Here is a 15,283-nt window from a genome sequence, read left to right as displayed (position 1 = left end):
CTACGGTAAATGTTCAACTTACCGTGATGCCTGTCTCCGCTTAATTCATAAGAAACAGTCACCGTATCGCGGTCGTATTCTGTCGGGATAAGATCCTCACCGGTCAAGCCGTTATTGGCACTTCCCCCCATATCAGGACGCGGATTGTAATCACCTTCATCACGATACATATCGTAACTCAGCTCAAAGCGGTGACGGTCTGAAAGTGAATAACCGACTTTCGCCAAGATATTCGAGACTTCCCCTGCTGCTCCATAGGTACGGTCACCGTTGCCATCTTTGAAGTCATCCCTGTCGACATAATGGCCGTAGACCATAGCATCGACTTGATCAGTCAGCATGCCGTAAAGGGTCAAAGAGCCCTGTCGATTGTCATTACTGGCTGCGCCGCCATAAACTCTGGCTCCAAAGCGTTCACCGTAAGTCAGCAAATCAAGGGCATTTTTAGTTTCGAAATACACAGCGCCGCCCAAGCCTGACTGGGTCACCGAATTGTTACCGACTTGGACATCGACAGATTTGAGGATATCGGGGTTTAGGGTCAGGTTACCGATATGGTGGAACATATTGGCGTGTTGTGACGCACCATCTAACCGGATATCAAGATCGGTTTCCCCCAACCCACGGATATTGATCCGCTGGTTTACCGAGTGCGTCCCGCCAACATCGACACCGGGGATAGACCGCAACAAATCTGACATATGGTCAGCCTGACGTAATGAAATATCCTGATCACCAAGATATTCAGAACTGCTCGATACCTGCGTTCCCCAGACAATCATCTGTTCATCAGCTTCACTACCCTGTTCAGCAAATGCATGACTACTCAAAGCCAGCGAAACGACAACAGCCAGTTTGGTCAAACTGCATTGCCCGGATATCCCTTTGTCCATCATGTTACAACTCCTAACTCCAACATTATTATAAATGAGATTGATTATCATTTATGTTATTGTGTTGGGTATAAGAATAATAGTGCTAACAGTTATGCAAAATCGCCAACCGCTTATGAGGGAAAGGAAAGTGTGTATCGACACCCCAATACAGAGCCAGCAATCTTTATCTCGGCAGTCTTCAACCCAAACCGCTGACTCAACGGCAATCAGGTTAACACTTGATAACGGTATCTTGATTCATGGTGGGTCCACTTCCCATGACAAATCAGCCAATGTCACTTACAGCGCATCAGAATCTGTTGTGTTTACCCTGCTAATAAAGGGTGAGCTACATTTTGGCTATGACCATATTGACTGCCATTTAGATGCAACCGACAGCGTAAAAGGTGTCGCTGTCAATATTACCAAGCCCTGCTGCTTCCAGCGCCAGATCAATAAAGGTGAACAGGTTAGGAAAATACATATAGTCGTAAAACCTGAATGGTTCCGGTGCCGGCTCGAAGACCAAAGTCCAGTTAACCAATTTATCGACACCCACCTTGCCAACTGGGAAATTAACGTCACGGCAGAGATCAATCATTTAGTCACTTTGCTACTCCAACCTATGGAGCAACAAACATTGGCTAATCACCTGGTTCGGGAACAGTATATAAACCTGTTAATGCAGGCGTTAGTTCAACAGCTATACCAGTACACGCCGCCAGCTATTTCGCTGCCGGTAACGCATACCAGCAACGAGCTGGCACAGATTATTGAGTTCATCGAGCGTAATCTCAAACAACCTGTTGCCTTGTCTGAAATCGCCCAGCATGTCTGTATGAGTATTTCCAGTTTGCAACGCCACTTTAAGGTAGAGATGGGGGAAACCGTTCAGCAGTATATTCGCAAGCGCAGGTTGGAAATTGCCAAGATCCAAATCGAAAAAGGACTAATGAGCATTAGCGAAGCGGCATACAGCTATGGCTACAAGCATCCTTCCAATTTTAGCTTGGCGTTCAAAAAGGAGTTCGGTATCTCTCCAATCGAGCTGGTGAACATCCAAGCGGAAACCCACGAAAGAAACAGCAACAGACGACCATATCTCATGGCCTGCCCACAATAGGCTTGTGTTTATTTTTCACCCTACTTGAAAATGAGTAGGGTGATTCAGGTTGCAATAATTAATTCATCCCTTGAAAAAACACTGACAGGGGTTTGTCTTATCCCTCCAACCATTGTTTAATGAGCCAGCAGTAAAGAAAGAGGGCTCTATGGCTACCATCAAGGATGTCGCAAAAGAAGCGGGCGTTTCCGTCGCCACCACTTCAAGGGTGATAAACAACGCACCACACACCAGCGAAACGGCGATTAAGGCCGTAAAAGCGGCAATGGCAAAACTCGGCTATCGCCCCAACGCCAATGCAAGGGCACTGGTAAGCAAATCGACCAACACCATTGGCGTTTTGGTCAATGATGTCTCGGCCCCCTTTTTCGGTACCATGGTAAAAGCCATCGATACCATCGCCAACCAACATGAAAAACAGTTACTGATCGGCAGCGGTTATCACGACCCGGTAAAAGAGCGTAATGCGATAAACCTGCTCATCAATAGCCGCTGTGAATCCTTGGTCATCCACAGTAAAGGACTGGACGATCAGGAACTCATCGACCTAGCCAACGAAATACCCGGACTTGTGATCATCAACCGTATCGTACCGGAAATTGCTTCACGCTGTATTTCGCTCGATAACCGCAAAGGTTCTTACCTTGCGACTGAATACCTCATCCGCCACGGACACAAGCATATTGGCTACCTGTGCTCTAGCCATAACATTGAAGATGCCAGGGATCGTAAAGCTGGCTATCTAGAAGCGCTCAAAGATCATGGCCTGGAAGCTAACGAGGAATATATCGAATACGGTGAGCCGGATGAACTTGGCGGTGAATATGCAATGACCAACCTATTGTCGAAGAACTTGCCCGTCACTGCTGTAGCCACCTACAACGACTACATGGCAGCTGGTTGTCTATCCGTCCTGCATGAAAATAATTTGCGTATTCCTGAAGATATTTCAGTAATCGGTTTTGATGATGGCGATATTGCCCGATACGTTCATCCAAAGCTCACAACCATTCGCTATCCAATCCAAGTAATGGCGGAACAAGCGGCAAAACTGTCTTTGCAACTGGCAAGCGAAAATAAAAATACCAATCAAGCAAGATTGTATAACCCAACATTAGTGCGTCGTTTATCAGTCGGTGTCGCACCGCTGTAACCCTGATCTAACTAACAAAACAAACGTCCTAACAATGAGAGCCAGACAAAAATGTTTGGCTTTTTCATTCTTTAAAAATGCCTAAAATCACCCACCCAGTGATATAGCAAAGCCAACTTCCCTTATGGAACTTGATGTCTAAAAAAGTCGGCCCTCAAGCCCAAGCAAAATAGCGCAATTAACATCAAGTCAGGTTTTTGTTGTGACATATTTGCCTTAAGTTTAACTATTTTGAACCTTTCCACAGCCGTATCTTGAGACAGTCGCAATAACTAACAAGCAGTCAAATTTCACACAAAAACCATACTTTGATGTACGCATAATTCCTCACTCAAAATTTCTCAAAAATTAGAATTACGCCAACCAAAGCCGAAGTAGTCTTTATTTGCCAATCAATAAAAGAAACTACATTTCATGGAGAAAACTATGTCTTCTAACTTCAAGTTGGCAGCAACGACCGCGGTATTACTATCAACCCTTTCATTCACAGCAACTGCAGGTGACGATAAACTTTTTGCAGATATAGCTCCCAAGAACTGGGCTAATGACTTTACATGGGACTTTGAAGCACTCAACAGAATTGACGAAGATACACCAAGTGAAAGGCGGTTTATCGTTGGGGTCGGAGCACTTGATCCTAATGATGAATATGTCGATAAATTTGGCAACACATTCTCTATCGTTGATGATGTTGAAGAGGACTGCGAAGACCCCGTTGATGATGAAGGTGTTTTAATTACTTCCTGTGAGTTAGCTAACCCTTTTATTGTTAAAGTTTTCAGAGGCTCGAGTCTAATCCTTAAACAAGAAATAACCGAGGCTATCTGGGAGGATGGCTTCCCAGAGTGTGGAGGAGCTGAATTAGTATTAAGAACTGACAAAGGAGACTCTGTTCCTGTCGTTCAAGATGGCGATAAAATTGTCATCCAATTGCAAAAAGCCAAACCTAAAAAAGTTGGACAAGGTTTCTTCTCTGAAGATGAGCCTGTTCCTGGCGAAGCAATTGAAGGCTGCCCTGAACCAGAAGTAGAAATTGAAGACGAAGGTTGATCTAACAAAGTCTCATTTTCTAAGTGCCGGGTTCTTCCCGGCACATCACCCTTGTAAGAAATATAAATAAAACCACTCCCCCTTTCTTTCTCCTACATTTCCCCCTAGAATTGCCAGCCAATTTCGATTTGGTATGTAAACATGAACCGCAAGAAGAAAATTAACGAAGCGCTGAAGAAAAAGCAGAAGAAAGCAAACGCCAAGTTGCACCGCAGCAACAAGCCGCGCTATATATCCAAGGCCGAGCGTGCCAAGATGGAAGCTGAAGCCCAGCAGGCTGCCGAACCAGCACAAGATGCAAGCGCAGTCGAAGATAATACAGAAAGCGTTGATAGCAAAAACACTGCTGTATAAGCCCGAATTTTAAGCGCCTTGCCTAGCGCATCCATTCGCGATGGAGCTGCTCGCTATCACCCAGATAATCGAGCAGCCATTCTATCGCCGGATTCTGGCTCTCTTTGTTCCATGCCAAACAACACGGGCTCACAGGGGGTTTTACTGCTAACTGCTTTTCCACCAGCTCGCCACTTTCGATAAGTGGTAGCGCCTTGTGCTCAGGCACGACACAGATCCCCAGCCCCGATTTCAAACAAGACATTGCACTGTGCCAATTCGGCACCATGATCCGTCGCTGGTTATCCATCAACCATGTCACACGCTTAGGCAGAACCCGTGAAGTATCTTCTAGGCAGATCGCTGGATACTCAATGAGCTCTTCAGCTTCCAGCGGATAATCGGTTTGCGCAAGAGGATGATCAGGGCTTATTACAAAACGCCACTCCAACACTCCCATATCCCGATAATCGAAGTGACCACTTACTGGTACCGCCGCAGTTGCACCGATGGCGATATCTGCCCTGCCATCTGACAAGGCATCCCAGACACCATTGAATACCTCCATCGTGAGGTGTAGTTCCATATCGGGGAACTGGCGGTAAAAGTCGCGAACTAGGGTATTCACCCGGCTCTCACGAACCACAGTGTCCAACGCGACAGAAACACTCTGCGACCAGCCGTTAGCCACCCGTTGGGTTTGCATTTTTAGCTGCTCCATTTGCTTGAGTAACGCCCTTGCCTCCTCGACAAAGAACTCCCCGGCAGGTGTCAGCTGGACTTGGCGATGGAGCCTTACAAACAAATCGACTGCCAATCGCTCCTCGATCACCCTGACGGTATAGCTAATAGCACTGGGAACTTTGTGCAATTCTTCAGCAGCTGATGAAAAACTGCCACGCCTTGCAACGACATCAATTACTTGTAAATCATTATAAGAAAACATTTTGCTGTTCCATCTGAATCGTTCTGAGCACCTTACACCTAGGTCAAAGCCGCTACATTTAGCAGCAGAATTGCAACTTATTGCTGCCAAACAACACAAACTGATTGATATTAAACCTAACGCATTGCACTCGATTTAAACGCATATAATAGGTGAAAAAACACTCACATCAATTTTTTTGAAAGCAATGTTTAAATTTTACCGTTTCACACTATGAAAAACCATGTATAGACTTGCCGCAAAGCACAAAACAGTTAATAGAAATAAAGTTATGACAAATCAACCTTCAAAAATGACCATTATTTGGTTTGCATGTTTAAGTATGCTGGGCTTCCTAGCAACCGACATGTACCTCCCTGCTTTCGAAGTTATTCGAGAGGATTTTGATACATCACAATCACTTATCGGCCTAACATTGAGTATTTTCTTGTTGGGTATGGCACTTGGCCAGCTGATTTATGGTCCGCTGTCTGATCGTATTGGTCGTATCAAAGTGTTACTGGGTGGTATGACACTATTTAGTATCGCTTCTGTTTTCTGTGCATTTGCACCGAACGTTGAACTGATGTTGGTTGCTCGCTTTGCCCAGGCACTTGGGGCATGTAGCGCAACAGTTATCTGGCAGGCTGTTGTGGTTGACCGTTACGAAGGCAAAGTCTCTGAGCGCGTTTTCGCAACCATCATGCCTTTGGTAGCCCTGTCTCCAGCCCTTGCGCCATTGGCGGGTGCGATGCTTGAACACCAGTTCGGCTGGCGCAGTATTTTTATCGCGTTGGTTGGTTTTGGTGCAGTTTTGTCCATTATGACACTGAAAGAAACTGAAAGCGCCAATTTGACTAAAAAGCAGGAAAAAGTCTCTGTGCAATTGCGTCGCGATTATGCCCAGATCCTTAGTTCAAAAAAATTCATTGGTAATATGATTATCTTTGCTGCTTGTTCTGCTGCATTCTTTGCTTACCTTACAGGTTCACCATTTGTAATGGCGGCAATGGGTTATTCAGGCGCAGATATCGGTCTGAGCTACGCGCCTCAGACAGTGGCTTTCATTGTTGGTGGTTACGGTTGCCGTACCCTACTGAACAAATATGACAGCCAGCAACTGCTGCCTTGGATCCTGAAGTTGTTCTTTGCCAGCGTTGCAGTCATGTTCATGATCTCTGTACAGACTGAACCAACAACGATTTGGCCGATCCTTGTACCATTCTGTTTCTTAGCTGTGGCTAACGGTGCCATCTACCCGTTGATCATCAGCAAGGCACTGGAAGATTTCAAAAACTGTAGCGCAACAGCTGCCGGTCTTCTGAACTTCCTCCAGACCATGGTGTGCTTCGCAGCAAGCGGCTTGGTATCTGCATTTGCGGTGCACGGCTTGATCACTGTAACGACTGCAATGTTTATCACAGGCTTCGTCGCTGTTATCGGTTACGCGTTTGTGGTTAAAGCCCGCCGTGAAGAATCAGCGGCAATGGCTCAGACTGCATAATTCCAAACTGCCCTAATCGCTAAACATCTAAGGCCACTCTCGTAGTGGCCTTTCTTTTTATCTGTTCACCTTCCTACAGTAGTCTTCCGTGTCTACTTTACGGGGGTCAGATCACTCTCGCCTCTCGCCTCTCGCCTCTCGCCTCTCGCCTCTCGCCTCTCGCCTCTCGCCATTATTCTGCTTAATTATTCCACACAACAAAACCGCACTATTTTGCCATTTTCACATCTGTCGCTCTAATCACTTAAATACAGTGGTTTAAATTGAATAAAAGACAAAATTTAGAACAAAAATCAAACAAAAATGCAACCTACGGAATTTTTTATACATTTTTCTTGCATAAGATCTCACTCTGGGTAATATAACCATCAAGTGACGATTAATGCAGTAAGTCAGCATGAGTATTCAAGTAAAGAGTGTTAATAAATTCTATGGTGATACCCAGGTTCTTCATGATGTTGAATTCACCTGTGGCAAAGGCGAAACCTTGGTATTGCTTGGCCCGAGCGGCGCCGGTAAAAGCTCTTTGCTAAGGGTGCTTAACTTGCTGGAAAACGCCAACAGCGGCCAGCTTCAGGTTGCCAACGAAGCCTATGACTTCGCAACATCTATCTGCGAAAAAGAAGCGCTGAAGCTAAGACGTAAAGTCGGCATGGTATTCCAGCAGTACAACCTTTGGCCCCACCTCACCGTGATGGAAAACCTGATTGAAGCACCGGTGAAAGTGGCAGGTATCTCAAAGCAACAAGCTACTGACGAAGCCATGGCTCTTCTAACGCGCTTGCAACTAGAAGACAAAGCGGATGCCTGGCCACTACAGCTTTCGGGCGGCCAACAACAACGGGTAGCAATTGCCCGCGCACTGATGATGAAGCCTGAAGTGTTGTTGTTTGACGAGCCAACGGCTGCACTCGACCCTGAAATTACTAACCAGGTTGTCAAAATTATTAATGACCTGAGTGAAACCGGCATTACCCAAGTCGTGGTGACCCACGAAGTGGACTTTGCCAAGAAAATTGCCAGCCACGTGCTGTACCTTGAAAAAGGCCGCATGGTGGAGCACGGCACCAAAGAGGCCTTCACAACTCCTTCGACCCCGGAGTTTGCCGAATACCTCACACACTAAATTTAGTTACCTATTCGAACTTAGGTATAGACACCATTTTCCAGCATCATGCCTATCGTGATGCTGCAGTTAACGACGCACGGAGTATCGCGATGAAAAAGATTGTATTGGCAACATTGATTGGTTTGGCTTCAGCAAATGCAGCCGCTCAGGAAGAAATTAAGTTTGCGATGGAAGCAACTTACGCCCCATTCGAATACGTTGATGAGAATAACGAAATTCAGGGCTTTGATGTCGATCTCGCCAATGCTCTATGTGACGTGATTGAAGCCAAGTGTTCTTTCCACAACCAGCCATTCGATAGCCTGATCCCTGCTTTGAAATTCCGTCGTTACGATGCAGCTATCTCGGGTATTGATATTACTGAACAGCGCCAGCAAGTCGTGAACTTCACCGATGCATACTACGACAACTCTGCAGCATTCGTTGCTCTTGATGGCAAAGTTGCCGATCAAGCAGCACTAAAAGGCAAGCGTGTTGGTGTGCAGAACGGTTCAACCCACCAAAGCTACCTGACTGAGCAACTGGACGGTGTTACCGCTGTTCCATATGCGAGCTACCAGGACGCATTTATCGATATGCAAAATGGCCGTATCGATTCGGTATTCGGTGACACTGCCGTCGTGGCCGAGTGGTTCAAAAAGAACGACAACCTTGTTTATGTTGGCGAGCAAGTTACCAATGCTAAATACTTCGGTAACGGTTTTGGTATCGCCATCAATAAAGACAACCAAGAACTACTGGATAAGCTGAACACTGCACTGAAAACGGTTAAAGCCAATGGCCAGTACGACGAAATCTTCAACAAGTACTTCGGTGAGTAATTTATGGCGTTATCAGGTTATGCTCTGACGCTACTTGAGGCTAGCTGGGTCACTATCCAGCTAAGCCTGGCCAGCGTCACTGTAGGATTAGTCTTGGCGGTTCTGTTTGCCAGTGGTGAGATGTCGCGCTTTCGTGCCCTTGCTTGGCCAACAACGGCGCTGGTCACCGTGCTTCGGGGCTTACCTGAAATATTGGTTGTACTGTTTATTTTCTTTGGCTCAACTCAAGTGCTGTTCTTGCTGACCGGAGTTTTCATTGAGGTCAGCCCGTTCCTGTCGGGGGTGATTGCCCTCTCTCTTATCTTTGCTGCCTATGCCTCACAAACATTGCGAGGCGCCATCAAAGCCGTCCCTAATGGCCAGAGGGAGGCGGCAAGTGCATTGGGGATCAGCAAGTCACGGGCATTCTTCAAGATTGTTCTGCCACAAGCGGTTCGCCATGCCCTGCCCGGCCTGACCAACCAATGGCTGGTACTGCTAAAAGACACCGCTTTGGTCTCCTTGATTGGGGTAACCGACTTGCTCAAACAGGCCCAGTTGACCGCTGCTGCCACCCACGAAAGCTTTACCTGGTATGCCTGCGCTGCAGCGGTGTATTTGGTCATTACATTGATCACCCAGCGGGTGGTCAAACAACTGGACAAAAAATATAGCTTGCAGGATGGCCACTCGCCATCAGGTAAATCAGCAAAACAAAAAGCGACAAAAACCAACACGCTGGAAGGAGCTAACGCATGAATGAACAGCACGTTTGGCAACTTCTCGATGGCTTAGTGGTTAGCCTTGAACTTACCGCTGCCTCGTTGCTGGTAGGTTGTACCCTAGCATTGCTGATGACACTGACACTGATCCTCAAGACGCCGGGCCTGCACTGGTTGAGCCGCGGTATCATTACCTTGTTTACTGGTACCCCCTTGTTGGTGCAGATCTTTTTGATTTATTACGGTCCGGGACAATTTGAGTGGGTACGGGAAAGCATTTTCTGGCAGTGGCTAAGCCAACCATGGTTCTGTGCAATGCTGGCACTGGCTTTGAATACTGCCGCATATAGTACCCAACTATTCAAAGGTGCATTCAATGCTATCCCTTCAGGTCAATGGCAGGCATGCAAAGCGTTAGGGATGAATACCAAGACGACCTTGGGTGTATTGCTTCCGTATGCTATCCGTAGGGCCATCCCAGCCTACTCCAACGAAGTGATTTTGGTTTTCAAGGGCACCTCGTTGGCTAGTACCATCACCATCATGGATATCATGGGCTACGCACAGCGGATCAACGCCCAAACCTACGATACCTTAATGGTCTTCAGTGTCGCAGGCGCTTTCTACCTAACGGTCAATGGCGTGCTTACCCTCATCTTCCGTCAAGTTGAGAAAAAAGCCCTCGCTTTCGAGATGGCCAGATAGAAAAAAAAATCCCCTTCACTGATATTTAAAAAGCTGGTTACCACCAGCTTATTTATTCCTTACAAGCCATATCTGTAATAATTCATTTCAAATCAAATTCGCACTGAAACAATTTTGATATTAATTTAAACGTCATAAACCTGACTAATGTATGTGTGAAGCATTACCCTTCGGTTTACATGGTTAATATTTATATAGATCTAGATCACATTTCTTACCGATCAACTTATCGGCAAATCAGTAAAAAAGCCTTATCTACCTGTTATCCAGATCAAAAGCACAACCAAAAGGAAACCAATTTAACAAAATAAATACAACAATCCCTATTAACAATCTTTCACAACTACCCACAAATAGTTATATAAAATCGCATCTCATTCATCTTTCCGTTACAGATCAAAAAAGAATTAATAAGGTAAAACCAATAGCTTTCGCCCAATTGAATCAGCACAAAAATATATCTTAAGATCCCCTTAAAACATTTGTTAACACTTTTTCTTTTAGCTCAATTAACAAAGTAGAACGGGTAAATATATGAATAACGGAATCAGCACAGTTGCTAAGGATGAAAAGCAACGTGAGTGGCGTGCTTTCTTTTTCATCACAGTTTTTCTCTTTCCCATCCTCAGTGTCGCCGCCGTCGGTGGTTACGGCTTTTTCGTTTGGATGATGCAGGTCTTCTTCTTAGGGCCTCCTGGCCATATGGGATAAAGCCGGCATAACAACAATCAAATAACCACACATTGAGTACACAACATGAAAGCATTTCTAACTAAAGCTTGGCAGACTTTCTCTCGGCCAAGTGTTCATATCAGCCTCGGGGTGTTAACCCTTGGTGGCTTTATCGCAGGGGTTATTTTCTGGGGCGGTTTCAACACCGCGTTGGAAGTGACCAATACCGAAGAATTCTGTATTGGCTGCCACACTATGGAAAATAACGTCTATCAAGAACTGCAAGAGACCGTGCACTGGAAAAACACATCCGGTGTCCGTGCAACCTGCCCTGACTGTCACGTTCCACACAATTGGACTGACAAGATCGCTCGTAAAATGCAAGCCAGCAAAGAAGTGTTCGCCCAAGTATTCGGTGATTTAGACACCAAAGAAAAATTCGAAGAACGCCGCGTTGCCTTGGCCCAGCATGAATGGGACCGCTTCTCTGCCAACAAATCGTTGGAATGTAAAAACTGCCACAACTACGACAGCATGGATTTCGACAACATGCGTCCGACTGCTCGTATCCAAATGAAGCAAGCAGCAGAGCGCGATCAAAGCTGTGTTGATTGCCACAAGGGTATTGCCCACAACTTGCCGAAAAATATGGACAGCTCCGGCGGCATGATTGGCGAACTTGAGCAGCTAGCTTCGAGCACCAAGTTCGAAACAGGCCAGCAATATGTGAGCGTACGCCACCTTCCGCTTTACGAAGAAAAAGAGCTTTCCACTGAAGCCGGCCTGTTAAACCCAGCCTCTTCTGTCAAAGTCATCGACCAAACCGCAGATGCTATCGAAGTCGAAGTCTCTGGCTGGCGCAAAGACAAAGGCTTTGGCCGTGTTATCCAAGAAGATTTCGGTATGAACATCGCCGTAGCTTCGCTGCTTAAAGAGTCAGCAACCAATGATCAGGTTGTCGAGAAATTCGAGCGCAAAGAAGATGACCTAACCGGCCTGCCTTGGCAGCGTGTAACTGCCAAAGTGTGGATGAAGAAAGAAGCACTTATGGCCGACGTCCAGCCTATCTGGGAGAAAGCAAAACAGTCTTACAACACCAACTGTTCTGTCTGCCACACCCAACCGGATGAAGCCCACTTCGATGCCAACACCTGGCCAGGCATGTTCAACGGCATGATGGCATTCGTTAACTTCGATACCGATAGCAAAGCCTTGGTGCTGAAGTACCTACAGAAACACTCATCTGATTTTGCAGATGGCCACCACTAAGCGATTGATGGAGTAATTGACTATGTCTGTAAGCAGAAGACGTTTCCTACAAGGTATGGTAGCAACCAGCGCCGCATCAGTGATTGGCCCTAGCCTGCTAGGAACAAAGGCCATGGCTGCAGAAACCGTAGGCACCTGGAAAGTATCAGGCTCCCACTGGGGAGCATTCCGTGCCCACATCTACGGCGGTAAGCTACAAGAAATCAAACCGCTGGAGTTGGATAAACACCCAACCGAGATGCTTAACGGCATCAAAGGAATTCTTTACAGCCCGTCACGTGTGCGTTACCCAATGGTGCGCCTCGACTGGCTGAAAAAGCACAAATACAGTGCCGAGACCCGTGGTAACAACCGTTTTGTCCGCGTAACCTGGGATGAAGCGATTGACCTGTTCTACCGCGATCTAGAGCGTATCCAAAAAGATTACGGTCCTTGGGCCCTACACGCCGGTCAAACCGGTTGGCGTCAGACCGGCCAGTTCCACAGTTGTGGTAACCACATGCAGCGCGTTGTCGGTATGCACGGTAACTACATCAAGAAAGTCGGTGACTACTCGACCGGTGCCGGCCAGACCATCTTGCCTTACGTGCTAGGCTCCACTGAAGTGTATGCTCAGGGTACCTCTTGGTCTGAAATCTTGGAGAACAGTGACAACATCGTTCTTTGGGCTAACGACCCGGTGAAAAACCTGCAGGTTGGCTGGAACTGTGAAACCCACGAGTCCTTCGCATACCTCGAAAAGCTGAAAGAGAAAGTCGCCAACGGCGAAATCAATGTGCTTTCCGTTGACCCGGTGAAGAACAAAACTCAGCGTTACCTGAACAACGAGCATATGTACATCAACCCTCAAACTGATGTGGCGTTTATGTTGGGTGTCGCGCATACCCTCTATACCGAAGAGCTTTACGACAAAGACTTCATCAAGATGTACTGCCTCGGCTTTGATGACTTCATCCAGTATGTAATGGGTGAAACCAAAGACAAGATTGAGAAAAACCCAGAATGGGCAGCAGAGATCTGTGGCGTTTCTGCCGATAAGATCCGCGAGTTTGCCCGCATGCTGGTTAATGGCCGTACCCAGATGCTATTTGGCTGGTGTATCCAACGTCAGGAGCACGGTGAGCAGCCATACTGGATGGGTGCGGTTATCGCTGCGATGGTCGGTCAAATTGGCCTACCTGGCGGTGGTATCTCATACGGCCACCACTACAGCTCAATCGGCGTACCTTCAACGGGCTTTGCAGCTCCGGGCGGTTTCCCGCGTAACCCAGACGAAGGCCAGAAGCCTAAATGGGACAACAAAGACTTCAATGGCTACAGCAGTACCATTCCGGTTGCTCGCTGGATTGACTGCCTGCTCGAGCCAGGTAAGCAGATCCGTTACAACGGCTCTAAAGTGACCCTGCCTGATTACAAGATGATGGTGATCAGTGGCTGTAACCCTTGGCACCACCACCAGGATCGCAACAAGATGAAGAAAGCCTTCAAGGCACTTCAAACCGTTGTCACCATTGATTTTGCATGGACAGCAAGCTGTCGCTTCTCGGATATCGTACTTCCGGCTTGTACCCAGTGGGAACGTAACGATATCGATGTTTACGGTTCATACAGTGGCCGTGGCCTGATTGCGATGCAAAAGCTGGTTGACCCACTGTTCCAGTCAAAGACAGACTTCGAAATCATGACAGAAGTGGCTCGTCGTTTCGGTCGCCACAAAGAATACACCCGTGGTATGGACGAGATGGAATGGGTTCGCCAGCTTTACAGCGAATGCCGAGATGCCAACAAAGCCAAATTCGATATGCCTGAGTTCGATGAGTTCTGGGCGCAGGGTTACTTCGATGCCGGTACGGGTAAACCATGGGTTCGCCATGCCGACTTCCGTGAAGATCCGGAGATCAACCCGCTGGGCACGCCATCTGGCTTTATCGAAATCACCAGCCGTAAGATTGACCGCTTTGGCTACGAGCACTGTCAGGGCCACCCAATGTGGTTCGAGAAAAGCGAGCGTTCACACGGTGGTCCGGGCTCAGACAGACACCCGTACTGGCTGCAGTCGTGCCACCCGGACAAGCGCCTGCACTCACAGATGTGTGAATCGGAAGACTTCCGAGCCACCTATGCAGTACAAGGCCGCGAGCCAATTTACATCAACCCGAAAGATGCTGCTGCCAAGGGCATCCAGAACGGTGATTTGGTCCGCGTTTACAACGACCGTGGCCAATTGCTAGCAGGCGCGGTACTGACTGATAGTTACGCTCCGGGCGTTGTTCGTATCGAAGAAGGCGCATGGTATGGCCCCCTAAGCGAGAAAGAAGGCGCAATGGATACCTATGGCGATCCAAATACCCTGACTCAGGATATTCCGTCTTCTGAACTGGCCCAGGCAACCAGTGCCAACACCTGTCTGGTTGAGTTCGAGAAGTTCACAGGTACGGTTCCACCGGTAACTTCATTCGGCGGGCCGATTGAAGTGAGTTAATTCTCGCTGGCAGAAATTAATTAAAGGGGAGTCGCCAATGGCCACTCCCCTTTTTTTCTTTGTTCTTCGTGACAAAGAAAATAAGATTGTTAGGAATAATTAAATCATCATTTGGGCTGTTACTGCATGTTGATATGTTTGCTCAACTTTAACTTCAGTTGGTGTTGGCTCGTAATACGGCAGTTTTTCGAGTCCAGATTGAGCAGTTGAACACCCAGTGGCAACGAGTGACATCAGAACAACAGTAATCAGTTTTTTCATTTTCTTGCATAACCTAGGATAAGAGCTGCTAAAACAAAGCAGTAAGAATTAATAAATAATCGAGCATGTTGATGATTAAATCAATCACGCAAAACGTACCAGATACCTTATGATGACAATATTATACAGAACACCATACCTAGGAAAGCACAAAAAGTTATAAAGCCTATATACTCTTATACCTGCATATTGGATATATGACTGATATATATGCCAACCAGATCTTGTTCGTGAGCTATAAGATTTATTACCAATTGCTATAATTGAAAATCATTATTAG

Annotated in this window: 15 protein-coding genes; 12 read left to right on the top strand and 3 right to left on the bottom strand. The window is 46.8% G+C overall.

The window, feature by feature from the left end:
- Positions 1-893 (bottom strand): TonB-dependent receptor plug domain-containing protein (locus BIZ37_RS16625; RefSeq protein ID WP_187462423.1); only part of this gene is annotated, 893 nt, incomplete at its 3' end.
- Positions 894-1,023: 130 nt separating this feature from the next.
- Between BIZ37_RS16625 and BIZ37_RS30675 the strand changes: the two genes are divergently transcribed.
- From BIZ37_RS30675 to BIZ37_RS16605, 4 genes are all read left to right on the top strand, one after another.
- Positions 1,024-1,998 carry an AraC family transcriptional regulator gene (locus tag BIZ37_RS30675; RefSeq protein WP_187462422.1) on the top strand — a complete coding sequence of 325 codons (975 nt, stop codon included), beginning with the start codon at positions 1,024-1,026 and terminating at the stop codon, positions 1,996-1,998.
- 148 nt (positions 1,999-2,146) lie between these two features.
- Positions 2,147-3,151 (top strand): substrate-binding domain-containing protein, encoded by a 1,005-nt coding sequence (locus BIZ37_RS16615; protein WP_187462421.1) that lies wholly within the window; start codon positions 2,147-2,149, stop codon positions 3,149-3,151.
- Between the two features lie 426 nt (positions 3,152-3,577).
- On the top strand, positions 3,578-4,201 hold the full coding sequence (locus BIZ37_RS16610; protein WP_187462420.1) for a hypothetical protein: 624 nt from the start codon (positions 3,578-3,580) through the stop codon (positions 4,199-4,201).
- A gap of 141 nt (positions 4,202-4,342) precedes the next feature.
- A complete protein-coding gene (locus BIZ37_RS16605; RefSeq protein WP_187462419.1) occupies positions 4,343-4,555 on the top strand; it encodes a DUF2986 domain-containing protein in 213 nt (70 codons plus the stop codon).
- Positions 4,556-4,577: 22 nt separating this feature from the next.
- Here the strand turns inward: BIZ37_RS16605 and punR are convergent, their stop codons facing one another.
- Positions 4,578-5,480: a DNA-binding transcriptional activator PunR gene (gene punR, locus BIZ37_RS16600; protein ID WP_107298446.1), complete on the bottom strand. Its 903-nt coding sequence runs from the start codon at positions 5,478-5,480 to the stop codon at positions 4,578-4,580.
- 271 nt (positions 5,481-5,751) lie between these two features.
- On the opposite strand from punR, the gene punC reads away from it, so the two are divergent.
- From punC to torA, 8 genes are all read left to right on the top strand, one after another.
- Complete coding sequence (punC, locus tag BIZ37_RS16595; RefSeq protein ID WP_187462418.1) at positions 5,752-6,963, top strand: purine nucleoside transporter PunC; 1,212 nt, start codon at positions 5,752-5,754, stop codon at positions 6,961-6,963.
- Between the two features lie 397 nt (positions 6,964-7,360).
- On the top strand, positions 7,361-8,089 hold the full coding sequence (gene artP / locus BIZ37_RS16590; RefSeq protein WP_187462417.1) for an arginine ABC transporter ATP-binding protein ArtP: 729 nt from the start codon (positions 7,361-7,363) through the stop codon (positions 8,087-8,089).
- A 92-nt stretch (positions 8,090-8,181) separates the two neighbouring features.
- Positions 8,182-8,913: a lysine/arginine/ornithine ABC transporter substrate-binding protein gene (locus BIZ37_RS16585; protein WP_107300481.1), complete on the top strand. Its 732-nt coding sequence runs from the start codon at positions 8,182-8,184 to the stop codon at positions 8,911-8,913.
- A 3-nt stretch (positions 8,914-8,916) separates the two neighbouring features.
- The gene (gene artQ / locus BIZ37_RS16580; RefSeq protein ID WP_187462416.1) at positions 8,917-9,651 is read left to right on the top strand and encodes an arginine ABC transporter permease ArtQ; all 735 of its coding nucleotides are present in this window, start codon (positions 8,917-8,919) and stop codon (positions 9,649-9,651) included.
- Positions 9,648-10,319: an arginine ABC transporter permease ArtM gene (gene artM / locus BIZ37_RS16575; protein ID WP_187462415.1), complete on the top strand. Its 672-nt coding sequence runs from the start codon at positions 9,648-9,650 to the stop codon at positions 10,317-10,319. Before artQ ends, artM begins: the two co-directional genes overlap by 4 nt.
- 534 nt (positions 10,320-10,853) lie before the next feature.
- The gene (gene torE, locus BIZ37_RS16570; RefSeq protein ID WP_082008535.1) at positions 10,854-11,030 is read left to right on the top strand and encodes a trimethylamine N-oxide reductase system protein TorE; all 177 of its coding nucleotides are present in this window, start codon (positions 10,854-10,856) and stop codon (positions 11,028-11,030) included.
- Positions 11,031-11,075: 45 nt separating this feature from the next.
- Entirely contained in the window at positions 11,076-12,260 is a 1,185-nt protein-coding gene (torC, locus tag BIZ37_RS16565) for a pentaheme c-type cytochrome TorC (protein ID WP_107300478.1), read from the top strand.
- 22 nt (positions 12,261-12,282) lie between these two features.
- Positions 12,283-14,742 carry a trimethylamine-N-oxide reductase TorA gene (gene torA / locus BIZ37_RS16560; RefSeq protein ID WP_187462414.1) on the top strand — a complete coding sequence of 820 codons (2,460 nt, stop codon included), beginning with the start codon at positions 12,283-12,285 and terminating at the stop codon, positions 14,740-14,742.
- A gap of 99 nt (positions 14,743-14,841) precedes the next feature.
- Here the strand turns inward: torA and BIZ37_RS16555 are convergent, their stop codons facing one another.
- Positions 14,842-15,003 (bottom strand): hypothetical protein, encoded by a 162-nt coding sequence (locus tag BIZ37_RS16555; RefSeq protein WP_187462413.1) that lies wholly within the window; start codon positions 15,001-15,003, stop codon positions 14,842-14,844.
- Between the last annotated feature and the right edge of the window lie 280 nt (positions 15,004-15,283).

It is taken from the genome of Photobacterium sp. BZF1 (assembly GCF_014349205.1).
Taxonomy (GTDB): domain Bacteria; phylum Pseudomonadota; class Gammaproteobacteria; order Enterobacterales; family Vibrionaceae; genus Photobacterium.
Note: the sequence above shows the minus strand (reverse complement) of the source record. Positions and strands in the feature narration are given on the sequence as shown.

Coding starts and splice junctions, on each gene's coding strand:
- BIZ37_RS16615 (WP_187462421.1), top strand. CDS start 2,147: ATGGCTACCATCAAGGATGTCGCAAAAGAAGCGGGCGTTTCCGTCGCC.
- BIZ37_RS16610 (WP_187462420.1), top strand. CDS start 3,578: ATGTCTTCTAACTTCAAGTTGGCAGCAACGACCGCGGTATTACTATCA.
- BIZ37_RS16605 (WP_187462419.1), top strand. CDS start 4,343: ATGAACCGCAAGAAGAAAATTAACGAAGCGCTGAAGAAAAAGCAGAAG.
- punR (WP_107298446.1), bottom strand. CDS start 5,480: ATGTTTTCTTATAATGATTTACAAGTAATTGATGTCGTTGCAAGGCGT.
- punC (WP_187462418.1), top strand. CDS start 5,752: ATGACAAATCAACCTTCAAAAATGACCATTATTTGGTTTGCATGTTTA.
- artP (WP_187462417.1), top strand. CDS start 7,361: ATGAGTATTCAAGTAAAGAGTGTTAATAAATTCTATGGTGATACCCAG.
- BIZ37_RS16585 (WP_107300481.1), top strand. CDS start 8,182: ATGAAAAAGATTGTATTGGCAACATTGATTGGTTTGGCTTCAGCAAAT.
- artQ (WP_187462416.1), top strand. CDS start 8,917: ATGGCGTTATCAGGTTATGCTCTGACGCTACTTGAGGCTAGCTGGGTC.
- artM (WP_187462415.1), top strand. CDS start 9,648: ATGAATGAACAGCACGTTTGGCAACTTCTCGATGGCTTAGTGGTTAGC.
- torE (WP_082008535.1), top strand. CDS start 10,854: ATGAATAACGGAATCAGCACAGTTGCTAAGGATGAAAAGCAACGTGAG.
- torC (WP_107300478.1), top strand. CDS start 11,076: ATGAAAGCATTTCTAACTAAAGCTTGGCAGACTTTCTCTCGGCCAAGT.
- torA (WP_187462414.1), top strand. CDS start 12,283: ATGTCTGTAAGCAGAAGACGTTTCCTACAAGGTATGGTAGCAACCAGC.
- BIZ37_RS16555 (WP_187462413.1), bottom strand. CDS start 15,003: ATGAAAAAACTGATTACTGTTGTTCTGATGTCACTCGTTGCCACTGGG.